The following is a 15,051-nucleotide window of genomic DNA, read 5'->3' as shown; positions in this document are numbered from 1 at the left end:
CCAAGAGGCCTAACAAAGCCCTGGAGTGCGACGGCTGCTTCGCAGCCACGGCTCGTGGCTGGCGTTGGGTAGGAAGGATATAATGACGGTTTCAGCAAAATTTGAAGAAAAACATGCTTTTGTTCTTTGTCCCAAGTACGCGGGCCGGCTGTGGGATATTCTTGAGCAGGCCTGTGGGCCGACTACGGCAGAAGCATCGTGTGCAGATGGTATTCAGCGGACCTTTACTTCTCGTGATCAGCTGACTAGTTATGAAAATCCTCGCGCACGCTCGGTTAATTCGCTGACGTTTAGCGCTCGCGACGAGGAGTTTGAGCGTCGCGCGTCTATAACCCTCGGCGCGCGGTATTCATCGTCCATTGTGGTCTCCATAGACGGCCCTGAAGATGTTGTCGTTTCGGCGAAGAACACCCTAGGTGAGGTTTTCGATGGCATCAAACCGTGGTACTCCCCGATTTCCCGCATCGACTTTTTTTATTTAGTCTTGGCCGTCGTGTTCTTCGCGTTCACAGTCCTAAACCTCACGGTAAGCGGCGGCTCCGGCGAATCACAGCCAGTGGAAGTCGGGCGCGCTATTCTTGTTACAGCCGCCGTCATAGCAGTGTTTGCGGGCCTTGCGGCTCTTGTGTGGATACTCAACATGTTGCGTACGCGGTTCTTCCCGATAGCAGTCTTCGCGTTAGGTCAAGGCCAAGGTCGCTATGAGTTAGATGAGAAGGTCCGCTGGGTCGTGATTGTTGGTATAGCAGTGTCAGTAGTTGCTTCGCTGGTCGTGTCGGTGTTGTTGAGGTGAGCCCAACAAGCCGCTTGAGCCGACACCAGCAAGCTGGCGCGGCTCAGCTTTGACGTGTGTGCCGAGCATGGCACGGAACTAGAGATGTGGAAGTCCTCTTGCCAGGTAATCGCAGAGCCGAAGGCTAGGAGAAGGGCAAGGGCGTTGTCGTGAGGCGGGGTCTGGAGGAGGCCCGTAACTCGGGGTCAGTTCTCACAATCCAACACTCCTGATGTGTGATGTGGCAATGTGAGAACTGACCCTGTTCGGCTCCAGTTTGTCCTGCGTTATGTTCCCACTTCGCTTCTGTCGAGCTATTGTAGGATTAACTAGGAGGCGCGTATGAATCCTACCCTACGAGATCTGAGTATCGAGCAACGTATACGGCTTGTCGAAGAGCTGTGGGACAGCATCGCGGCTGACCAAGCGGCACTGCCGCTTACCGATGAGCAGCGCGCCGAGCTGGACCGGCGCCTTGATACCTTCGAAGCGGATGGTGACCTTGGTCGGCCCGCCGCGGACGTGCTTGCAGGGATCCGCAAGCGGCTATGAGCTTTGACGTCCGGTTGCGTCGCGAGGCGGAGCGCGACGTCGAAGAGGCTGCACGGTGGTATGAACGTCAACGCGAGGGGCTTGGCCAGCAGTTTCTCGACGAAGTGCTTCGCACGCTGTAGGGCATTGGCGAGCAGCCGGATCTTTATCCCGTCATCCACCGCAACACCCGGCGAGCGCTGATCCATAAGTTCCCCTTCGGCATCTACTACCGAATACACGAAACAATGGTCATCGTGCTAGCCGTCATGCATGGCAGTCGTCACCCAGAGCGGTGGCAGCGAAGAGCATAACCAGGCGTTCGAGCCGACCGGCCCACCTGCGGCGGGCCGTCGGCTCAACACCGCGTTATGCATGAAGAATGAATGTCTGCGGTGGCCACTGAAGGAAGAATAATGAGTCGGCTGTTCGGGGAGATACGCCAGATCGCTTTCGTCGTCCGCGATATTGATCAGGCGATGCCGTACTGGGCACGAACGCGCAGAACTTCTCGGCGTCGGTCCGGCCGATTGTTCATCGCCTTAGCCACGTGAATCAAAGCCTGTGGGAAGGCCGGTATTTCTTCCTCGACATCAAGCGTGAGGGGCGCGTGTTGATAGGCAGCAACATCGGCCCGCTGATCGAACCGAAAGACTTACCCGTTAAGGACCGATTGCCGCCCGCTACCACCTGGACTTCAACGTTACCCAAAAAGGCCTCGATTATTTAGCTTCCAAAGTGCAGCGTTTGTTGGACGTGACCAAAGCGCTTGCCCGGCTGCCGGCGAGCTGGATGTGACCGAGGCGGACGATACGCACCACCTTGCGCTCCACCGGCCCTTTCGCAGTACTTGGATCACCGATCTGCTCACAGATGGCCACCGACTCGCCACTTCTGGGTCAGGGTGATGTCGAGCAAGTCTGCCGCACGCCGCGTGTCCCCGTAGAACAACTCGTAGAAATCGCCCATGCCGAAGGCGCTCATGGCCCCGGACGGATTTCGGCTGAGGAGAGCATGGTAATTCGGTTTCTTCTCGCCCGGCGGGATAGGGAGCGGGCTTGGCTTTTGGGAAAAGTTATTATTATCGTGTCTTAGCTACGACATTTGTGTCTAAGTTAAATAGACTTGATTTTGGAAAAGGTGTATTAATCGTGGTATGACTACGATTAACAGAAGTAAACTAAATGCGCTCTATACCCGGTCGACACCAGGGGCGCCGTTGATGTCAGAAGACCTGGCTGCATTGGGCATTTCCGCGGACTTGGCGGTCTACTATGTCCGGTCGGGCTGGCTCATGCGGCTCGCACGCGGCGTGTATTGCCGTCCTAACGACACGTTGGCGTTGCATCCCAGCCTTCTGCTGCTGCAACGCAAGCTTGTTGGCTTGCATGTCGGCGGCAAGACAGCCCTCGACTGGTATGGCGTACGCCAGTACGTATCGCAACAGCCCGTGTTGCAACTGTATGGCTGGGCTCCTGGGCATCTGCCAGGTTGGTTCACCGAGCGCTTTCCGGCCGAGTACCACCGCAAGCGCCTCTTTGACGAACATCCTGACGCTTTGCTGCACGTCAGTCCATTCGAGAAGCGCAGCGGGGCGCCGCAGGTCTCGTCGCCGGAAAGGGCGCTCCTGGAGCTGTTGAGCGAAGTTGGGGTACGCCAGTCGTTGCAGGAGGCCGGGGAGCTCATCGAGAGCGCCTACAGCCTGCGCGCCGATGTGCTTCGTGAGCTGCTGCAACACTGCAAGAGTGTCAAGACTGTCCGGCTGTGTCTCCAGCTTGGTCGCGAAAGTTCTTTGCCTTGGGCCGCCAAACTTGACCCTGACGAACTGCCGACGGGCAGTAACCGCCCCTGGGTGTCCCGGTCCGGCGACGGCCTGCTGGTGCTCAAGCCATGAACCCGGTCTATCTCGACACCGCGCGTCTGCTGACGCAAGTTGCGCCGCTGGTATTTGTGGATGGTACCTTTGCACTCAAAGGCGGCACGGCGATCAACCTGTTCGTGCGCGACATGCCGCGCCTGTCAGTGGATATCGATCTGGTCTTCACCGACCATACTCTGCCGCGTGACCAGGCGCTGACACGTATTAACGACGCCATCCGGCAGGCCGCCGAACGCTTGAATAAGCGCGGATTCCAGACGTACGCACCGATCGCCGAAGCGGGAGAAACCAAGCTCCTCGTGCGCCGAGACCGCATTGAGGTCAAGATCGAGGCGAACTTCGTGCTGCGCGGTACTGTGCAACCTGTGCGTCAAGCTTCTCTGGCGCCCATTGCTCGCGATGTCTTGATGGCCGATCTGGATATTCCGGTGGTGTCGCTGGAGGATCTCTATGGCGGCAAGCTGGTCGCCGCATTGGACCGACAGCATCCGCGCGATTTGTTTGACGTGATGCAGCTCTTCGAGCACGAGGGCATCACGCCCGGTATCCGGCGTGCCTTCGTCGTTTACCTGGTCAGTCACAACCGGCCCGTGCACGAGGTGCTGTTTCCGCAACTGCGGGATATCCGGCATGACTACCGGCGCAACTTCGAGGGCATGACCGCCGAACCAGTACCGCTCGATGCCTTGCTTGCCACACGCGAGCGCTTGATGCGCGAACTTCCGGAAGGGCTGGATGAGAACGAAAGGCAATTCCTGCTTTCGCTGGTTTCCGGCGAGCCGGATTGGCCGTTGATGGGCGTTACGCACCTTGAGCAACTGCCGGGCATCCGTTGGAAGCTGCACAATCTGGCGCAGTTGCGGAAGTCCAATGCGAAGAAATTCGCTGAGCAGGCCGATAGGTTGGCCTCCCGGCTAGCCATTGTCGCCTAATTGGGCACCATGCGAGCAGACAACATATCTGCTTGATTCTGTGACGTTCCAATATTGCCTGGAAACCGTCACCGCGCAACCAAACTTAGGACGTCGAGATTTTTTGCCGCAAGCTGTGTGAACGCACGATTTGTCCAAATTTGAAGCCAGCCACAGAACCAGAGGGCGGCGGAAATAGCTAAGCCGATACCGAAATTATTCCGCAGTGCTGTGCGAGCAGGAGCTTGAGCGCTGGCGGAAGGAAGCGGATCGATAAACGGCGTATCTCGCGCCGGTTTCAGTTGCCCGGCAGGGCAAAGCCGTGTTCTGCGATCCAGCTCAGGGAGCTTTCCGTGTCGCCTAGCGGGTTGTATTCCAGCGATACAGAGCCTCGGTAGCCCATCCGGTCCAGTTCCGTTAGCAAGAACCGAAAGTTGATTTCTCCGGTGCCGGGTTGGTGGCGACCGGGGTTGTCGGCGAGCTGGATGTGGCCGAGCCGGGGGAGGGCGCGGCGTAGGGTTTCGGCGAGTTCTCCTTCACTGCGCTGCATGTGGTAGATGTCGTATTGCAGGCGGAGGTTGTCGACCTCGGCTTCGGCGATGAGTTGCAGTGCTTCTTGGCTGGTGCCGAGGAAGAAGTCGGGGATGTCGCGGCGGTTAATGGGTTCGACAAGTAAGGTGGCGTCTATGGTGGCCAGCTCGGTGGCGGCATGGCGTAGGTTGGCGAGCAGGGTTTGCCATTGCACCTTGCGGCTGGGAGTGGTTACCTGCCGGCCTGCTAAGCAGTTGAGGTGGCGGACGCCGAGTGCTTCGGCGTAGAGCAGGGCGAGCGCGACGCCTTGGTGGAATGCTTCGATGCGGTTGGGGTCGGCGGCAATACCGCGATCGCCCGCTGCCCAGTCGCCCGCGGGGAGGTTGATCAAGTGCAGTCGAAGGCCGCTGTCGGCGAGGGCGTGGCGCACGTCGTCGAGGGGGAATTCGTAGGGGAATTGCACCTCGACGGTATCGAACCCGGCGCGGCGGGCGGCCGCGAAGCGCTCCAGAAAAGGATGTTCGGTAAACAGCAGGCTGAGGTTGGCGATGAGGTGCGGCATGGGGGTCTCTATAGGTCTTAAGTTTTCTTCGGTTCCAGTAAGCGCACGAGGGCGGCTGCGTCCAGGCCGCCGAGGCCCGCTTGCTGGCCGGAGCGGTAGAGGCGGTAGGCCGTTTCGCCAAAGGGGAGCGGGGTGCCGGTGGTTTTGCCGAGTCGTTCGATCAAGCCTAAGTCTTTACTCAGTACGTCGACGGTAAAGGCAGATTGGAATTGCCCCTTTTGTAATTCCGGTACGGTGCGCTCAAGCATGCGGCTGGCGCCGAAGGAGCGGCTGAGAATGTCCTGCAAGGCGTCGAGCTCCAGCCCGAGTTGGCGACCGAGGTTCAGGGCTTCGACCGCGGCGGCGGAGTGGACGGCGGTTAGGAGTTGATTGACGAGTTTGGTGGCTTGGCCGCTGCCGCTTGGACCCATGCGTTGGTAGCGGGCGCCGATGGCGTTAAGGACGGCGTCGCAACGTTCGACGATGGCGGCGGCACCGCCGAGCATGATGCTGAGCGTGCCCGCTTCGGCGCCGGCGGTGCCGCCGCTGACGGGTGCATCCAAATAGTGAACGCCGACTTCGGCGGCTTGCGCGGCGAGGCGGCGGGCGGTATCGACGCCGATGGTGCTGTGGTCGAGTACGATCGTGTCGGCCTGCAGGTGGGGCAGGGCTTGAGAGAGCACGGTTTCGGAGGCGGCGTCGTCGAGCACGCACATAAGTACGAACTCGGCCCCGGCAACGGCTGCGGCCAGTTCGGCGGTGACGGCGACGCCGTTTGCTTCGAGGTGTTCGACAGGCTTTGGCGTTCGGTTCCAGGCCCTTGTGGCGAAGCCGGCATTGGCGAGGTTTCTGGCCATGGGCGCACCCATGGCGCCTAAGCCGAGGAAAGCCACTTGGCTAGTCATGCTTGCTGTTCCTTACGATTGGCAGAATACCCGTAAGGCGGTTATCTTGCCCCTTCGCTTATGGAGCCTCAAGTATAGAAAAGTAGCTGCGGCCGGATTACATAAAAAAGGCCAGGGTGTAAAACACCCTGGCCTGAAAGAACGGCGGCAGTACCCCACCGCTTCTTATTGTTGATCGATTCCCTGTGGGCTTCCTGTCCCTAAGCCAGCCTTGGCGGTGCGCTTCCTTTCCCGGTCCTTCGGGTCACCATTCATGTTGGCAAGTGTGGCACCGGCCCGAGAATTAGTCTGTAAGCAATGGATGATCTTCTTGTAGGTAATTCGCCTACGTTGAATCGGGTATTTAATCTTTCGAAACGCAGAATGCGGTAAGGTACTGCCTCTACTGCGAAAGGGCGGGAGTCTCTATGCCAACCATGGATCGCCACGTTAAGGCCGACGTGTTGCTGCTTGTCGTCACGCTATTGGCGGCGGCCGGTTGGGTGTTTTCGAAGGAGGCGTTGCTTGGCATGCCGCCTTTGTTGTTTCTCGGCTTACGCTTTCTTCTGGCCGGTGTGGTGTTGGTGGCATTTGGTTGGGCGGCGTTGCGGGCGTTGCCGCGACGAACGTTGTTGGAAGCCTTCGCCGTTGGGGTCTTGTTCTCCGGGGCGATGATGTGCTGGATTATGGGCTTGTTCTTCGCCACGCATGTGGGGGAGGGTGCCTTTATCACCAGCTTGGGGATCGTGCTGGTGCCGGTGATTGCTCGTTGGGTGTATGGCGATACGCCGCCGACGAGTACCTGGGTCGCGCTGCCGGTGGCGGTGGCAGGGTTCGGGTTGTTGTCACTGAATCAGGGGTTTCGGATTGAGCTGGGGCAGGCGTTTTTCCTTGCCGCGGCGGTGATGTTCGCCTTTCTTTTCAATATCAACTCACGGGTAGCTGCGCGGGTGCCGGCTGTGCCGCTGACGGCGATTCAGTTGTTGGTGGTGGGTGTGGTGGCCTTGCTGGTGTCGGCGTTTGTGGAAACCTGGCCGGCGGAGGTGCCGTTGGCGGTGGTTGGTTGGTTGTTGGCCAGCGCGTTGTTGGCGACGACGCTGCGTTTTTTCATTCAGGTGTACGCGCAAGGCTTGACGACGCCTAGCCACGCGGCGGTGATTATGATGCTGGAGCCGATTTGGACGGCGCTGCTGGCGGCCGTTTGGTTCAGCGAGGTGATGAGCTGGGCGCAATTCGGAGGCTGTTTGCTGATTTTTCTGGCATTGGTGATTAACCGCTGGAGTTGGGTCCGTAAGCTGATTAAAAGCCGTTTGTTGCGGCGCGCCTGACAGGCCTGAGGGGAGGCTGTTCTAGCCGCCCCTCGGTGTCCCCTTAATGGCGGGTGAATTTGCCGGCTATCGACCCCGCCGCATCGGAGCTGGCCGCCCGCTTCACGATGTCCGGTATGTTTTGGTAAACGTCGGGCGGCAATTGCTTGAGCATGTTGATTAGCTCGTTGTCGGCATGATTCGACTCGGCCTGTTTGACGACGTCGTCTTTGTTCGCCGGAAAGCTCATTCCTTGCAGGGCCTTGGTTAAATCTGTGCCCAGATCGGTGTCTTTGCCGAACATGGCGTCCTTACTCCTCTACCTGTTGGCTTGCTCAGAGGTTTCTTACAGTTAGGTGTCGGTCGGCATTTCTCAACGCCTTTGTTCAAACTGTGATTGCTGCCGCACCGTTTGTATCGTTGGTCTGAGGTATGCTGAGTAGTTGTGGCGTTAAATCTACGGTGGGGTCACCATGAAAAAAGGCCTGTTCTCCGTCGTTGTAGTTGTATTGTTGGTCAGTGTCGGCTGGTGGTTGTTTCCTTCCGACTCGGACGAGGATCTTATTGACTATGTGCCCACACGCGGGGCAGTGATAGTGCCGGCCGAAGAGCCGGTGCCGCAGATTCGTCATCCGGTCCCGGAGCTTGCCCAGGCGCCGGGCGAAGAGGAGGAGGCGTTACCGGAGCTCGATGAGAGCGACCCGGAGATGGAGCGTGCGCTGGCGAAGCTAGTGGGCGACGGCTCCTTGGAGTTGGTGTTGCGCGGTTTCGTCCGTCGAGTGGTGGTGACGGTCGATAACCTGCCGAACGATCAGCTGCCGCAGCGGTTTCTGCCCGCGCGTCCGGTGGAAGGCGAATTTGCCACCGCGGGCGAGGATGAAACCCTCCGTATCGCTTCCGCTAACTTCGAGCGTTACCGGCCGGTGGTGGAAAATCTAGAAGCCCTGGATACCGAGCAACTGGTGGCGGCTTATGTGCGGTACTACCCGCTGTTTCAAAAAGCGTATGAGGAAATCGGCTTCCCCGAGGCGTATTTCAACAACCGGCTGATCGAGGTTATCGATCATTTGCTGGAAACGCCGCTGCCGGAAGGCGAGTTGAGGTTGGTGCAGCCGAGTGTGCGCTTTCGTTTTGCGGACCGGGAGCTGGAATCGCTCTCGGCGGGGCAGAAGGTGTTGTTGCGCATGGGGCCGGAGAACGCCGAGCGGATTAAGGCCAAGCTCCGCGAGGTGCGGGCTGAGCTTGTTCGGCAGCCGGCGCCGGAGGCGGCTTATTAATAGTAGCGAAGCCTACGGCGGCGGATTGGCTTTGCCGCCGTAGGTGTCGGCTTATTTCCGATTCAGGAGCTGATCCAGGGTCAGCTGATAGCTTGGCAGGAAGGTGTCGAGGAAGACGTGTACCTCTGGCATGTCCAGCGCGCTCAGGCGTTGCCGAAGGTCTTCGGCGGCGTCGGCAAATTCCGGGTTGCCGGCACGCAATTCGGCTTGGCATTTGATATAGGCGGCTAAGGTATCGGCGGCCTTTATGAGCTTGTGGTGCAAAGCCGGAAGCTCATCCTCCAGTAGCAGTTCGCGGTAGTCCTGCCGCAACCTTTCGGGTAGTAAGTTCAATAAATCGCGCTCGGCGGCGCGCTCCAGTGCTTTGTAGGCTTGGGTGATGTCGCGGTTGTGGTATTTGACGGGGCTTGGCAGGTCGCCGGTGATGACTTCCGAGGCATCGTGGTAGAGCGCGGCGGTGGCGACTGCATTGGGATCGACCTGACCACCGAAGTCGCGTTTGTGGATCAGCGCCAAAGCGTGGGCAAGGGTGGCGACTTCCCAGGAGTGCTCCATGACATTCTCGTCAATGGCATTGCGTTTGAGACCCCAACGGCGAATCCAGCGCAGTTTACTTAAATAAGCGAAAAAGTGGCTGCTCATGCGATGTCTCTCGGTTATGGCATTAAGCGGATAATGAGTTCGGTTAATAGGCCGGCTAGCGGCGCCAGTAAGACGCTGGCCAGCAGGCGTTGCTTGACGAAGGCGCCGCCCATGAGCGGTAGTTCGAAGACGAGCACCCGATGTAGCGCCAGGACGGACCAGGCGGTAATCAGTGTCACCATTTGCGGCATACCGGCCCCGGCGCTAAACAGGGCGACTGCGAGCGGAAAAGAGATCATCGGGCCGCCGGGTAGCGCCGCGCCGATAATCGTCGCCACGACGATACCGAGCAGCCCGCTGCTCTCGCCCAATACCGCGCCGACATATTCCTCGGGCAATAAAGCGCCGAGGAACATGCCGGCGAGTATCGCCGGCGGCAGCTTCGGCAAGATCGGTAGCATTTGCCGCCAGCCGTCGTGGACGGCAGCGCGGTGATCCGGCGCGGGGCGGCGTTGTTCGGCAACGATTAACAGGCCGAGGACGATAAAAACAGTCACATAAGCCGTGATCATGGGCGTGGCCCTCGGACGATGCGGCGGGCAAGCAAGCCGGCAACCAGCGGTAAGGGCAGCGAGACGATAACGCGCACGGCAACGAAGTCGAAGCCCAGCAAGGGGATTTCCCAAATCAGAATGCGGTGGATGCCGAGCAAGGCCCAGGCGGTAAGGTAGACGATGCAGATCTCGAAGGCCGCGCCGGCGCGATACAACGCCACTACCAAGGGGAAGGCCGCGAACGGGCCGCCGGGCGTGACGACGCCGGCCAGGGTGGCGACGAGGTAACCGCGCAGGCCGCTGCGGCTGCCAAGCCAGCGTTCGATGATCGCTTGCGGAATCAACCGTTGCACGTAACTGCCGATCAGCATTGCAGCAGCGATTACCGGCAGGATTAAGGCGAGTAGAATAAGCCCTTCGTTAAGCGTGGCTTGAAAGGTCGATGGGCCGTGTACCCACCATACCCCGGCCCCGGAGGCCAGTGCGATCAGGGTGAAGAAGACCGTTGTCTTGTCGATCAGTCGCGGCCGCGACGGCGAGTCGCTGCGCTCCGAGGTGTCTGCCATCGCGTTGCTTACTGCCTAGAGAAAGAAACGATGGTGTTAGGCCGGGGCGGTGGAGTCAAGCCGATCACGAACACGGAAGTCCGCGCAGCGAGAAACTGCAGTATTCGTTAACATTAGATATTCTTCTGTTCCCACACAGTTATAAGTAGTCGTTAATGGCAGTTCGCAATCCCCAGTCGTTCTTTCGGTTTGTGGCCGAGCATTACCGCTTGTTGGAGGATCTCCTGGCGGCGGATGATTTGCATGAGCCGGAACTGGTGAACTTGATCGAGCGGCACCGCACCGAGCATACGCCGCAGACCGAGTACTTGGCCGGCCAGTTGCTGGAGTACGGTTTGCTGGAGCGTCTACCGGACGGCTCCGGCTTGGAAGTGCCGCTGCCGGTCGCCGATTTTCTGCGTTGGGTGCGGCGCGAGCATCACCTGACGTCGGTGCAGCAGATTCAGGGTTACGTGACGGAGCTGGAAGGCCTGCGGCAGGAGATCGATGGCTTGATCGAAGCCGGCCGCTTGAGCGGCAGTTTGCCGTTGCTCGACGAAACTGCGCGCAAGATCGAGCAGATCCGTCAGGACGTTGCCGGTAACCAGCAAGCGATTGTTAACGAAGTCATGCGGCATCGGGCCAATCACGGACAAACGCCGTTAAAAGAGCGCTATGACACGATTCTGCGCTTGTGGGAGCGCTTTTTGGTGCCGATGCGCGTACTCATCGATACCACGCAGCCGATTCAGCATCAGTTCGATGCGCTCAACGCGGTGTTGTTGCGCGGCGAGGCGGCCGCGCAGGGGCATGCCTTGGTGGAACAGCGGTTTATGCAGACGCGCAAGCGCCTTAACCGCATGCGCGGTATGATCGCGCAGCACTTTTTTGAGGCGATGAACGAGCTGCAACCGCTGCATCAGCATTACCAGCGGCAAAGCCGGCTAGCGCGAGGCGCGAGCCTGTTGTTAGAGCAGGTCGGCCGCCAGGGCGTGACGGCGTTGGCGCTGGTCGAGCAGTTCGCGATTCCGGTGTTTCGGCGTGAGGCCGAGTTTAACCAAGTTCAGCTGGAAGCCTACTTATGGGAAGTGTCGCAGCACGATGCGGCCGAGGAAATCAAGCTCGGCGAGGCGGACACGGCGGCCCGGCGGGAGCGGATCAGCCCGGCGGCGATCCGCAAGGAATTGGCGGCCGAAGCGCCGGTGGAGGACGCGCTCGACTGGCTGCTACAGCGTTTGGAAGATGCCAGTACCGCCGAGGTGCTGCGCTGCTTTGGCGATGTGGTGCGGTATTTGAATAGCGAGCCGAAAACCGCGCCGCGCGAATACCGACACGGCCAAACCGTCTTCAAGGCGGTGCCCTGGAAGATCAACCTAGAAAAGGAGGCTGCACATGGATAGCCCCTTCGCCTTGCCCCATCTCGAGCAGATTTTTCCGCGCCTGGCGCGGGGCGGGCATATTACCGCCGATAGCGGCAATCTTTATCAGGCGCTGCGCGAGCATGAGCGCGCCTTTGTCGACTTGTTTCGACACCTGGGTTTTCGGCTGGTGTCCGATTCCCGCGGGTTTTACTACTTCGAGGGGCAGACCGATCAGCCGCTGACTCCGCAGGTGCGCAAGCTGGCGGTATTTACCTTCATTATTGTCGAAGCGCTGGCGGAAGAAGTGGATAACGTCGAGAGCGAATTTTTCGAGCGCAGCTGGGTGCTGGATCAATTGCCGCATTTGCAGCGCGAGCGCTATATCGGCTACCTCAAACAGCTCGACATCGAGCTGACGCGGGAGGGTTTGGCGAGTATCGTCAACAGCCTGGAGCGTTTTGGGTTCGTGCGAAAGCTCGAAGGGGAGCGGTTTCAGTACCTCGCGCCGGCCTATCGCTTCCTCGACCATTGCCTGAAAGTCGCCGAAGCGGCCGACCAGGCGGATCGGGAAGCCGATGTGGAAGCGATCGAGGCGCAGTTGGCCGAGGAGGATGAAGCATGACGATCAACGGGCCGCTGCGTTTGATTCTGATCCATAGCGGGGTGTACGACTACGCCGAGATCGATCTCTGGCGTTCGGGGCACTTAGTGGCGCATAACAACGCAGGGAAAACCAGCCTGATCGCGACCCTGCAATTTCTCTACATCGACCGCCAAACCAAGTGGAGTTTTTCTAAAAGCCGCGAGGAGACGCGACGCTTTTACTTCACGACGGATCGCTCGTTCGTCATCTTCGAGTGCATGACCTCGGAAGGTATCAAGACGGTAGCTATCCGCGGTTTGGGCAAGATGCAGGGCTACGACTTCGAGCGCTGGGTGTTCGACGGCGAATACCGCCCGGAGGACTTTCTCGACGGCAAGCAGATTCGCGATCCGAAGCTTATTAAGGCGGCGCTGGCCGAGCGTAATGTCCGTAAGCTGGAGCCGAACGAATACCGCCAGGTGCTCACCGGCGTCGGTAATCGGCGCGAACTGCCCAAGCTCGGTATCGTGCCGGTGCGCGAGGCGAAGCAGTACGAGCACTTTATTCAGTTATTCGGCTATTTGATCAATCTGGAGCGAATGACCCAGGCCGAGTTCAAGGACCTCTTGATTGAGGTGAACCGGGACGAAATCCCGGTGCCGCGCATCGACCTGTATCGCGACTATGCCGGCGTTTACGACAAACTGCGCAAACGCAGCGAGAGTCTGCGCCAATTTGAGGCCGCCCGGCCGCAGGTGCTCACGGTGCTGGAAGACGAGCGGCGGCGGCAGGCGGTGCGCGGGCGGGTGCCGCTGTTGTGGGAGCGCTACGTCGATAAGTACAAAGAAGCGCGCGGCTTGTTATATGAGCGTATCGCCGAGCGTGAGGCCGAGCTGGCTGCCGTGGGCGAACGTATCGAGAGCTTGGGCGGGGAGATTACCGCTCAGCAGGGTCGGCTGACCGAAATCGGCCGGCAACTCGGGCCGGTGGAGAAAGATCTGGCCGGGCTTGCCGAGCGGCGGGAGCGCTTTAAGCACTTTGTCGTCGAGCTGGTCAAGCAAGAGCTTGCCAATATGAAGTCGCGAGCCTTGCAGTTGCGGGAACAAATTGCCGTGGGCAAGCGCGAAGGCGCGGCCAGTGTCGGCCGCCGCTTGACGCAGAACGAGCGGCGTTTGGCCGAGTCGGAGAAACGTTTAAACCAGGTCAGCTCGACGCTCGCGAGCCGCTTGCGGCAGCGTTTCGACGATGCAACGCTCGCTCGCGTGTTTACCCTCGCCAACCCCGATCTGCTGGGGCAAAGCGTTACCGACGGAGCGCTGGAGCTGCACGATGAGGCGGCGCTGACTGCTCGTGTCGAGGCGCTGGCAGCGCGCATCGAAGCGGAGCGTTACAGCGACGAGGTGTTGAGTGTTTCGCTCACCGATCTGGAAGCGCCCGATCTTGCCCGCTATAGCGATCCGGCGATTATCCGTGAGGAAATCGCCGAGCTGGAGCAGGCCGTGCAGCGGGATCGCGAAGCGCTGGAAGCGGCGGAGCGGCGAGAAGCGCTGGAGCAGGAAGTGGCTGAGTTGGAAGCGGGCATCGACGTCGAGGCGGAACAGTTACGCCAGTACGAAGCCTTGCAGGCCGATTTAGCGCAGGCGCCGCAGTGGCAGGAGCAGTTAGAGGGCTTGCGCGAGCAGGAAGCCGCGATTAAGGCGGCCATTGAGGCACTGGAGGCGCAACGCAATCAAGCCTTTGCACACCGCGCCGAGCTGGGTGCGGCGGTGAAAGAGCATGAGGGCCGCCTGACGGCTTTAAATCGCCGTAACCAGGAAATCGATCAACTGTGTCAGCGGCGGCGGGAAATGTTCGACTGGCAGCCGAACGGCGAGGGCGATCTGCCGGAGACGTTGGAGTCGGCCGAAGCGGCTTTGAAGCAGGCGCTGCTCGACGAGATGCAGTTGACGCAGAACATTCACAACGGCCTGCGCTTGCTGCGGGAAAGCCCGTACCACGAGCAGTTCATGGGCGATTTCGACGACGAGGCGGCCACTCTTGCCGCCCTTGCCGAGCGTTTGGAAGCGGCGGAAGCCTGGCGCCAGTCGGTGCAGGAAGATTGGCAGGGCTTGGTTAAGCATATCAGCCATGAAATCAAGCGCTTGATTGACGGGCTTGAGGCCTTGAAGCGGCGCGTCGCGCAGTTGAACCAGCAAATCGGCAGCACGCCGATTTCCAACTTGCGCGAGCTGCGGGTGGAGATTAATGCCGAGCGAGATCGCCTGGTGCCCTTGGAGGTGTTGGCGGAGCAGACGGCGGAGCAGGGCATGTTAAGCTTCGGCGAGGGCAACACGCTGTCCTTGCTAGAGGCGCAGGAGCGGATCGGCGAGATTTTACGCCAACAGGCCGCCTTGTCGCTGACCGATTTGTTTACCGTTTCCTTCTGGGTGGTACGGCAGGACGGGCGGGAAGATCTGTACCACCAGCTTGAGGGCGTCGAGAGTAACGGGACGACCATCACCATCAAAGTCGTACTGTTTGTGTTGCTACTGCGCGGTTTATTCCAGAGTCGGCAGGAGGTATCGCTGCCGTTTTACCTGGACGAGGTTTCCGCGCTGGACGAGCGCAATGCAAGGCGGATCGTGGATTTGGCCCGTTCGTTGAATTTCGTGCCGATTCTCGCCAGCCCCACGGAGATGGATGCGGCGGAAGTCATTTACGAGCTGCGCCCAGGCAGTAACGGGCGACTCGTGGTCGGTCCGGAGCACCGCATCGAAATCAGCCGCGAGGAAGTCGCCGAGGCTTAACGCGCCG

18 protein-coding genes and 1 pseudogene are annotated in these 15,051 nt (G+C 59.8%); 12 read left to right on the top strand and 7 right to left on the bottom strand.

The window, feature by feature from the left end:
* Positions 1-82: 82 nt before the first annotated feature.
* From CAI21_RS14935 to CAI21_RS14915, 5 genes are all read left to right on the top strand, one after another.
* Positions 83-793 (top strand): hypothetical protein, encoded by a 711-nt coding sequence (locus tag CAI21_RS14935; RefSeq protein ID WP_116303018.1) that lies wholly within the window; start codon positions 83-85, stop codon positions 791-793.
* A gap of 321 nt (positions 794-1,114) precedes the next feature.
* Complete coding sequence (locus CAI21_RS14930) at positions 1,115-1,324, top strand: addiction module protein (protein ID WP_116303017.1); 210 nt, start codon at positions 1,115-1,117, stop codon at positions 1,322-1,324.
* Complete coding sequence (locus CAI21_RS25055) at positions 1,321-1,446, top strand: hypothetical protein (RefSeq protein WP_258868133.1); 126 nt, start codon at positions 1,321-1,323, stop codon at positions 1,444-1,446. Before CAI21_RS14930 ends, CAI21_RS25055 begins: the two co-directional genes overlap by 4 nt.
* Positions 1,447-1,719: 273 nt before the next feature.
* Positions 1,720-1,857 (top strand): hypothetical protein, encoded by a 138-nt coding sequence (locus CAI21_RS14920; RefSeq protein ID WP_220348412.1) that lies wholly within the window; start codon positions 1,720-1,722, stop codon positions 1,855-1,857.
* On the top strand, positions 1,854-2,033 hold the full coding sequence (locus CAI21_RS14915) for a hypothetical protein (protein WP_116303016.1): 180 nt from the start codon (positions 1,854-1,856) through the stop codon (positions 2,031-2,033). Before CAI21_RS14920 ends, CAI21_RS14915 begins: the two co-directional genes overlap by 4 nt.
* Positions 2,034-2,094: 61 nt before the next feature.
* On the opposite strand, the pseudogene CAI21_RS14910 reads toward CAI21_RS14915, so the two are convergent.
* Positions 2,095-2,287: pseudogene (locus CAI21_RS14910) on the bottom strand (MutS N-terminal domain-containing protein); the annotation flags it as partial.
* A 172-nt stretch (positions 2,288-2,459) separates the two neighbouring features.
* On the opposite strand from CAI21_RS14910, the gene CAI21_RS14905 reads away from it, so the two are divergent.
* Positions 2,460-3,197, top strand: coding sequence for a type IV toxin-antitoxin system AbiEi family antitoxin domain-containing protein (locus tag CAI21_RS14905; RefSeq protein ID WP_116303015.1), 738 nt, complete (start codon positions 2,460-2,462; stop codon positions 3,195-3,197).
* A complete protein-coding gene (locus CAI21_RS14900) occupies positions 3,194-4,114 on the top strand; it encodes a nucleotidyl transferase AbiEii/AbiGii toxin family protein (RefSeq protein WP_116303014.1) in 921 nt (306 codons plus the stop codon). Before CAI21_RS14905 ends, CAI21_RS14900 begins: the two co-directional genes overlap by 4 nt.
* Before the next feature lie 277 nt (positions 4,115-4,391).
* Here CAI21_RS14900 and CAI21_RS14890 read toward each other — a convergent pair whose 3' ends face one another.
* Entirely contained in the window at positions 4,392-5,186 is a 795-nt protein-coding gene (locus CAI21_RS14890) for a TIM barrel protein (RefSeq protein ID WP_116303013.1), read from the bottom strand.
* A 17-nt stretch (positions 5,187-5,203) separates the two neighbouring features.
* Positions 5,204-6,070: an NAD(P)-dependent oxidoreductase gene (locus CAI21_RS14885; protein WP_116303012.1), complete on the bottom strand. Its 867-nt coding sequence runs from the start codon at positions 6,068-6,070 to the stop codon at positions 5,204-5,206.
* Between the two features lie 407 nt (positions 6,071-6,477).
* Here CAI21_RS14885 and CAI21_RS14880 point away from each other — a divergent pair, with 407 nt between their 5' ends.
* Positions 6,478-7,377: a DMT family transporter gene (locus tag CAI21_RS14880; RefSeq protein WP_116303011.1), complete on the top strand. Its 900-nt coding sequence runs from the start codon at positions 6,478-6,480 to the stop codon at positions 7,375-7,377.
* A 43-nt stretch (positions 7,378-7,420) separates the two neighbouring features.
* On the opposite strand, the gene CAI21_RS14875 is transcribed toward CAI21_RS14880, so the two are convergent.
* Entirely contained in the window at positions 7,421-7,660 is a 240-nt protein-coding gene (locus tag CAI21_RS14875; protein ID WP_116303010.1) for a DUF2795 domain-containing protein, read from the bottom strand.
* Positions 7,661-7,829: 169 nt separating this feature from the next.
* On the opposite strand from CAI21_RS14875, the gene CAI21_RS14870 reads away from it, so the two are divergent.
* On the top strand, positions 7,830-8,633 hold the full coding sequence (locus tag CAI21_RS14870; protein ID WP_116303009.1) for a DUF3014 domain-containing protein: 804 nt from the start codon (positions 7,830-7,832) through the stop codon (positions 8,631-8,633).
* Positions 8,634-8,684: 51 nt separating this feature from the next.
* Here CAI21_RS14870 and yfbR read toward each other — a convergent pair whose 3' ends face one another.
* Genes yfbR through CAI21_RS14855 form a run of 3 tightly spaced genes read right to left on the bottom strand, consistent with a single transcriptional unit; the run spans position 8,685 to position 10,335 of the window.
* Positions 8,685-9,275 (bottom strand): 5'-deoxynucleotidase, encoded by a 591-nt coding sequence (gene yfbR, locus CAI21_RS14865; protein WP_116303008.1) that lies wholly within the window; start codon positions 9,273-9,275, stop codon positions 8,685-8,687.
* A 14-nt stretch (positions 9,276-9,289) separates the two neighbouring features.
* A complete protein-coding gene (locus CAI21_RS14860) occupies positions 9,290-9,787 on the bottom strand; it encodes a hypothetical protein (protein ID WP_181919454.1) in 498 nt (165 codons plus the stop codon).
* The gene (locus CAI21_RS14855; RefSeq protein WP_116303007.1) at positions 9,784-10,335 is read right to left on the bottom strand and encodes a permease; all 552 of its coding nucleotides are present in this window, start codon (positions 10,333-10,335) and stop codon (positions 9,784-9,786) included. Before CAI21_RS14855 ends, CAI21_RS14860 begins: the two co-directional genes overlap by 4 nt.
* A gap of 155 nt (positions 10,336-10,490) precedes the next feature.
* On the opposite strand from CAI21_RS14855, the gene CAI21_RS14850 reads away from it, so the two are divergent.
* The 3 genes from CAI21_RS14850 to CAI21_RS14840 are packed head-to-tail and all read left to right on the top strand — an operon-like array spanning position 10,491 to position 15,044.
* Positions 10,491-11,714 carry a hypothetical protein gene (locus CAI21_RS14850; RefSeq protein WP_116303006.1) on the top strand — a complete coding sequence of 408 codons (1,224 nt, stop codon included), beginning with the start codon at positions 10,491-10,493 and terminating at the stop codon, positions 11,712-11,714.
* Positions 11,707-12,297, top strand: coding sequence for a condensin complex protein MksE (locus CAI21_RS14845; protein WP_116303005.1), 591 nt, complete (start codon positions 11,707-11,709; stop codon positions 12,295-12,297). Before CAI21_RS14850 ends, CAI21_RS14845 begins: the two co-directional genes overlap by 8 nt.
* The gene (locus CAI21_RS14840; RefSeq protein WP_116303004.1) at positions 12,294-15,044 is read left to right on the top strand and encodes a coiled-coil domain-containing protein; all 2,751 of its coding nucleotides are present in this window, start codon (positions 12,294-12,296) and stop codon (positions 15,042-15,044) included. The genes CAI21_RS14845 and CAI21_RS14840 overlap by 4 nt, the downstream gene beginning before the upstream one ends.
* The last annotated feature ends 7 nt before the right edge of the window (positions 15,045-15,051 follow it).

Source organism: Alkalilimnicola ehrlichii, assembly GCF_003399765.1.
GTDB lineage: Bacteria > Pseudomonadota > Gammaproteobacteria > Nitrococcales > AK92 > AK92.
Note: the sequence above shows the minus strand (reverse complement) of the source record. Positions and strands in the feature narration are given on the sequence as shown.

Excerpts from the sequence above, each read along its gene's own strand:
- CAI21_RS14935 (WP_116303018.1), top strand. The coding sequence starts at position 83 with ATGACGGTTTCAGCAAAATTTGAAGAAAAACATGCTTTTGTTCTTTGT.
- CAI21_RS14930 (WP_116303017.1), top strand. The coding sequence starts at position 1,115 with ATGAATCCTACCCTACGAGATCTGAGTATCGAGCAACGTATACGGCTT.
- CAI21_RS25055 (WP_258868133.1), top strand. The coding sequence starts at position 1,321 with ATGAGCTTTGACGTCCGGTTGCGTCGCGAGGCGGAGCGCGACGTCGAA.
- CAI21_RS14920 (WP_220348412.1), top strand. The coding sequence starts at position 1,720 with ATGAGTCGGCTGTTCGGGGAGATACGCCAGATCGCTTTCGTCGTCCGC.
- CAI21_RS14905 (WP_116303015.1), top strand. The coding sequence starts at position 2,460 with ATGACTACGATTAACAGAAGTAAACTAAATGCGCTCTATACCCGGTCG.
- CAI21_RS14900 (WP_116303014.1), top strand. The coding sequence starts at position 3,194 with ATGAACCCGGTCTATCTCGACACCGCGCGTCTGCTGACGCAAGTTGCG.
- CAI21_RS14890 (WP_116303013.1), bottom strand. The coding sequence starts at position 5,186 with ATGCCGCACCTCATCGCCAACCTCAGCCTGCTGTTTACCGAACATCCT.
- CAI21_RS14885 (WP_116303012.1), bottom strand. The coding sequence starts at position 6,070 with ATGACTAGCCAAGTGGCTTTCCTCGGCTTAGGCGCCATGGGTGCGCCC.
- CAI21_RS14880 (WP_116303011.1), top strand. The coding sequence starts at position 6,478 with ATGCCAACCATGGATCGCCACGTTAAGGCCGACGTGTTGCTGCTTGTC.
- CAI21_RS14875 (WP_116303010.1), bottom strand. The coding sequence starts at position 7,660 with ATGTTCGGCAAAGACACCGATCTGGGCACAGATTTAACCAAGGCCCTG.
- CAI21_RS14870 (WP_116303009.1), top strand. The coding sequence starts at position 7,830 with ATGAAAAAAGGCCTGTTCTCCGTCGTTGTAGTTGTATTGTTGGTCAGT.
- yfbR (WP_116303008.1), bottom strand. The coding sequence starts at position 9,275 with ATGAGCAGCCACTTTTTCGCTTATTTAAGTAAACTGCGCTGGATTCGC.
- CAI21_RS14860 (WP_181919454.1), bottom strand. The coding sequence starts at position 9,787 with ATGATCACGGCTTATGTGACTGTTTTTATCGTCCTCGGCCTGTTAATC.
- CAI21_RS14855 (WP_116303007.1), bottom strand. The coding sequence starts at position 10,335 with ATGGCAGACACCTCGGAGCGCAGCGACTCGCCGTCGCGGCCGCGACTG.
- CAI21_RS14850 (WP_116303006.1), top strand. The coding sequence starts at position 10,491 with ATGGCAGTTCGCAATCCCCAGTCGTTCTTTCGGTTTGTGGCCGAGCAT.
- CAI21_RS14845 (WP_116303005.1), top strand. The coding sequence starts at position 11,707 with ATGGATAGCCCCTTCGCCTTGCCCCATCTCGAGCAGATTTTTCCGCGC.
- CAI21_RS14840 (WP_116303004.1), top strand. The coding sequence starts at position 12,294 with ATGACGATCAACGGGCCGCTGCGTTTGATTCTGATCCATAGCGGGGTG.